Raw genomic sequence first — 4522 nt, 5'->3', positions numbered from 1 at the left:
ATAGATAATGATATTAAATTGGTAGGTTTAAGTGCCCTTATGACTACTACAGTAAAAAGTATGGAAGATACAATAAATAGTTTAAAAGATACAGGGCTTGATTTAAAGGTTATGGTTGGAGGAGCAATTTTAAATGAAGATTATTCAAAGATGATAAAGGCTGATTTTTATGCAAAAGATGCTAAAGAAGCAGTAGAGATAGCTAAAAAAGTTTTAGGATAGCAAGGAGAATTAAAAGTCAATTCATATGAATTGACTTTTAATTGTACAATTGGATACAATCAAAGTATAATATATATAGTATGGTATAAATTTCAACAGGGAGGAAAATAAATGAATATTTCAGAGTTAAAAGCTTGGGAGATACGAGAGAAATTATTAAATGGAGAAATCTCAAGTGTAGATATTGTAAAATCTCATATAAAAAATATAGAAGAAAAAGAAAAATATATAAATGCTTTTATTTCTATTGATAAAGAAAGTGCACTTGCACAAGCTGAAGAAATTGATGAAAGACTTAAAAAAGGGGAATCACTTGGTCTTCTTGCAGGGATTCCTATATCTTTAAAAGATAATATAATTACAAAGGACTTTAAAACTACAGCTGGGTCTAAAATGTTAGAAGATTTTGTGGCACCTTTTGATGCTACAATTGTAGAAAAGATTAAAAAAGAAGATGGCATTATAATTGGAAAGACTAATATGGATGAATTTGCTATGGGTAGAACTACTGAGCTTTCATACTTTGGGCCTACTAAAAACCCACTAGACACTTCTAGGGTTCCAGGAGGTTCATCTGGAGGAAGTGCAGCTAGTATTTGTGCAAAAGAAGCAGCACTATCAATTGGTACTGATACGGGTGGTTCCATTAGAAAACCATCATCATATTGTGGAGTCGTAGGAATAAAACCTACTTATGGACTTGTTTCTAGATATGGTCTTATAACACTTTCAAATAGTTTAGATACTGTGGGGACATTTGGTAGAGATGTAAAAGATGCAACACTTATGTTAAAAGCCATATATGGAGAAGACAAGCTAGATACAACTACAAAAGATGTAGATATAAACTTAGATGCAAAAGGAGATATAAAGGGACTTAAAATAGGTCTTCCAAAGGAATGGATAGATCTAGAAATGGATTCATCTGTAAGGAAAGATTTTGAAGCAGCTATTGAAAACTTTAAAAGTTTAGGAGCTATAGTAGAAGAAATCTCTATACCCCATATAAAATATACAGAAAAATCATTTAAAACTATAATATCAGCTGATGCTAGTTCTAATCTTGCTAGATTTGGAGGTATAGTATATGGACATAGAGCTGAAGAATACGATACTTTGGATGAGTTATATAAAAATACTAGAAGAGAAGGTTTTGGAGAAGAAATTAGAAAAAGAATTTTATTTGGAACTTATCTTTTAAGTGGTGGTAGGGGAGATGACTACTATAAAAAGGCTCAAAAAGTTAGGACTCTAATAATAAATGACTTTGATGATGCTTTTTCTAAAGTAGATATTTTAATAGTACCTAGTGATTTAAATTTACCTAATAAATTAAATGATAAATCTGCTACATTTTATAAAGATATTAATGAAAGTGTAAACCTAGCAGGACTTCCAGCAATATCACTTCCTATGGGAGGAGACAAACTTAAGACTGGTCTACAAATAATAGGAGATAAATTCGAAGAAGAAACTATTATAAAAGCAGCACTTTCTTTTGAAGGGATGGTTAAATAAATGGGATATAAAACAATAATAGGTCTTGAAATACATGTAGAGCTTATGACCGAGACAAAGATATTTTGTGATTGTACAAATGAATTTGGAGGAGAAGCAAATACTCACTGTTGTCCAATCTGTTTAGGGCTTCCTGGTGCTATGCCAAGTTTGAGTAAAGAATCCTTAGACTATGCTATAAGAGCAGGGCTTAGCCTACATTCATCTATAAATCAAAAAACTAAGATGGATAGAAAAAGCTATTTTTATTCAGACCTTGTTAAGGGCTATCAAACTTCTCAAGATGAACTGCCAGTTTGTGAAGGCGGTTATATAAGTATAGAAAGTGAAGATGGTAAAAAAGATATACATCTTATAAGGATCCATATAGAAGAAGATACAGGTAAGTCAATTCATACTGAAGATGGAGATACGCTTCTTGACTATAACAGGGCAGGGGTTCCGCTTATTGAGATAGTAAGTAAGCCAGAAATATCTTCGGGAGAAGAAGCTAAACTTTTCTTAGAGGGATTAAGAGATACCTTAAAATATATAGAAGTTTCTGATTGTAAGATGGAAGAAGGTTCACTTAGATGTGATGTAAATATAAATGTAGTAGATGAAGAAGCGGGACAAAAAAGTACTATTACAGAGATTAAAAATCTAAACTCCTTTTCTTCAGCTGTTAGGTCTATAGAATATGAAGAAAAAAGACATATAGAACTACTTGAAGATGGTAAAGATACAAAAAAGGAAACTAGAAGATGGGATGAGGTTGAAGGTAAAACTATCCTTATGAGAGAAAAAGGTGAGGCAGAAGATTATAGATTTTTAGTAGACGGCGATATTCTTCCTATAGAAATAAGTGATGAGTGGATAGAGGAAATAAAGGAAAATATGCCAGAACTTCCAGGCGACAAAAGAGATAGATTTATAAAGGAATACAGCCTTTCTTCTTATGATGCAGAAGTTTTAACTGCTTCCAAAGATGTGTCTATATTTTTTGAAGATACTCTAAAATATATAGATGATGTAAAGCTTGTAAGTAATTGGATAATGGGAGATGTTTTAAGAAGAATAAATGAAGAAGATGGAGATATAGATTCTCTTAAGTTTACATCTAAAGATTTAGCAGAACTTCTTAAGATAGTAAAAGCTGGAAAGATAAATAATAATACGGGTAAAAAAGTTTTAAGAGATATGTTTGAAACAGGAAAAAAACCAGAAAAGATAGTAAAGGAAAAAGGTCTTATACAAATAAGTGATGAAGGCGAACTTGAAACTATGATAGAAGAAGTATTGGATAAAAATGAACAGTCTATTATAGATTATAAAAATGGAAAAGATAGAGCTGTAGGTTTTTTAGTAGGACAGGTAATGAAAGCTAGTCGTGGAAAAGCTAATCCACAGATAGTAAATAAATTACTAGTTGAAAAATTAAAGAAAAGATAAAGGGAAAAGTCAGTAGTTTTTCTACTGGCTTTTTTATTTAGGATAAAAGAAGTCAGAATTGACAAATAATTCTTTATAAATTATAATATAATGAATATAGATATATAAATATTATTTGAGGAGGGAGATTTTGTGAAAAAGAAACTTAGTTTAACAACGAAAATTCTTATAGCACTAGTATTAGGTTTAGTGGTTGGACTTATAGTATATCCTATGTCCCAAGGAACTTTAAGAGATACTATCTTAATTGATGGTATATTTCAGTTATTAGGTCAAATATTTTTAAGAGCAATTATGATGATAGTAGTTCCTTTGGTATTTATTTCGCTTGTAAACGGTGCTGCCAGTATGGGAGATGTAAAAAAACTTGGAAGGGTAGGAGTAAAAACAATCACTTTTTACTTATTTACAACAGCATTAGCTATAACCATAGCACTTAGTATAGGTGCTATAATACAGCCAGGTACAGGACTGAATCTTGACGAAATAGAAGAGGTAGAAACAACTGTTGATGAGAAAACTCCATTAGTAGAAACTCTTACTGAGATTGTTCCAAATAATCCAGTTGAGGCTATGGCAGAAGGCAATATGCTTCAAATTATAGTCTTTGCAATTTTAACAGGTGTAGGCTTGTCTCTTCTTGGTGAAAAAGGAAAAGGACTTGTAAAGCTCTTCGAGGATTTAAACGAGCTTGTTATGAAGCTTGTAGAAATTGTTATGATGCTGGCCCCTATAGGAGTTTTTGGTCTTATTGCTAAAACATTTGCGACAACTGGACTTAGTGCACTTTTGCCACTTGCCAAATATGTAATAGCAGTTTATATTGGACTCGCAATTCATGGAACTTTAGTATATGGAGGCTTGTTTAAAATCTTTACAGGGCTAAGCTTGGGCAAGTTTTATAGAAAATTTGTTAGAGCCATGACAGTTGCTTTTTCAACAGCAAGTAGTGGTGCGACAATACCAGTTTCACTTGATATATGTGAAAATGAACTTGGAATAGATAGAAGTATTTCAAGCTTTACAATACCATTAGGCGCTACTATAAATATGGATGGTACGGCTATAATGCAAGGTGTGGCAGTGTTTTTTATCGCTCAGGTTTATAATATACCTTTAAGCTTTAGTATGATACTTACAATAGTTTTGACAGCAACACTTGCCTCTATAGGTACGGCAGGAGTTCCTGGAGCTGGAGCTATAATGCTGGCTCTAGTAGTTCAATCTGTAGGACTTCCTATAGAAGGGATAGCACTTATAATGGGGATAGATAGATTGGTAGATATGGGTAGGACTGCAGTAAATGTTACGGGTGATGCAGTTTGTACTTCTATTATAGCTAAACAAGAAG

General features: G+C 32.3%; 4 protein-coding genes. All 4 read left to right on the top strand.

Annotation, left to right across the window (positions count from 1 at the left end):
• A partial coding sequence (locus ACTHW2_RS11040) for a cobalamin-dependent protein (protein ID WP_442263974.1) occupies positions 1 to 222 on the top strand: 222 nt, incomplete at its 5' end.
• Positions 223 to 333: 111 nt separating this feature from the next.
• Complete coding sequence (gatA, locus tag ACTHW2_RS11035; RefSeq protein ID WP_442263973.1) at positions 334 to 1740, top strand: Asp-tRNA(Asn)/Glu-tRNA(Gln) amidotransferase subunit GatA; 1407 nt, start codon at positions 334 to 336, stop codon at positions 1738 to 1740.
• Positions 1741 to 3171: an Asp-tRNA(Asn)/Glu-tRNA(Gln) amidotransferase subunit GatB gene (gatB, locus tag ACTHW2_RS11030; protein WP_442263972.1), complete on the top strand. Its 1431-nt coding sequence runs from the start codon at positions 1741 to 1743 to the stop codon at positions 3169 to 3171.
• A gap of 132 nt (positions 3172 to 3303) precedes the next feature.
• Positions 3304 to 4522: dicarboxylate/amino acid:cation symporter (locus ACTHW2_RS11025; RefSeq protein WP_442263971.1), on the top strand; the 1219-nt coding region annotated here is incomplete at its 3' end.

Origin of the sequence: Tissierella sp. (assembly GCF_052089545.1) — a bacterium.
GTDB lineage: Bacteria > Bacillota > Clostridia > Tissierellales > Tissierellaceae > Tissierella_A.
Note: the sequence above shows the minus strand (reverse complement) of the source record. Positions and strands in the feature narration are given on the sequence as shown.

What these genes read in the sequence shown, in the direction of transcription:
- gatA (WP_442263973.1), top strand. Translation starts at nt 334, where the DNA reads ATGAATATTTCAGAGTTAAAAGCTTGGGAGATACGAGAGAAATTATTA.
- gatB (WP_442263972.1), top strand. Translation starts at nt 1,741, where the DNA reads ATGGGATATAAAACAATAATAGGTCTTGAAATACATGTAGAGCTTATG.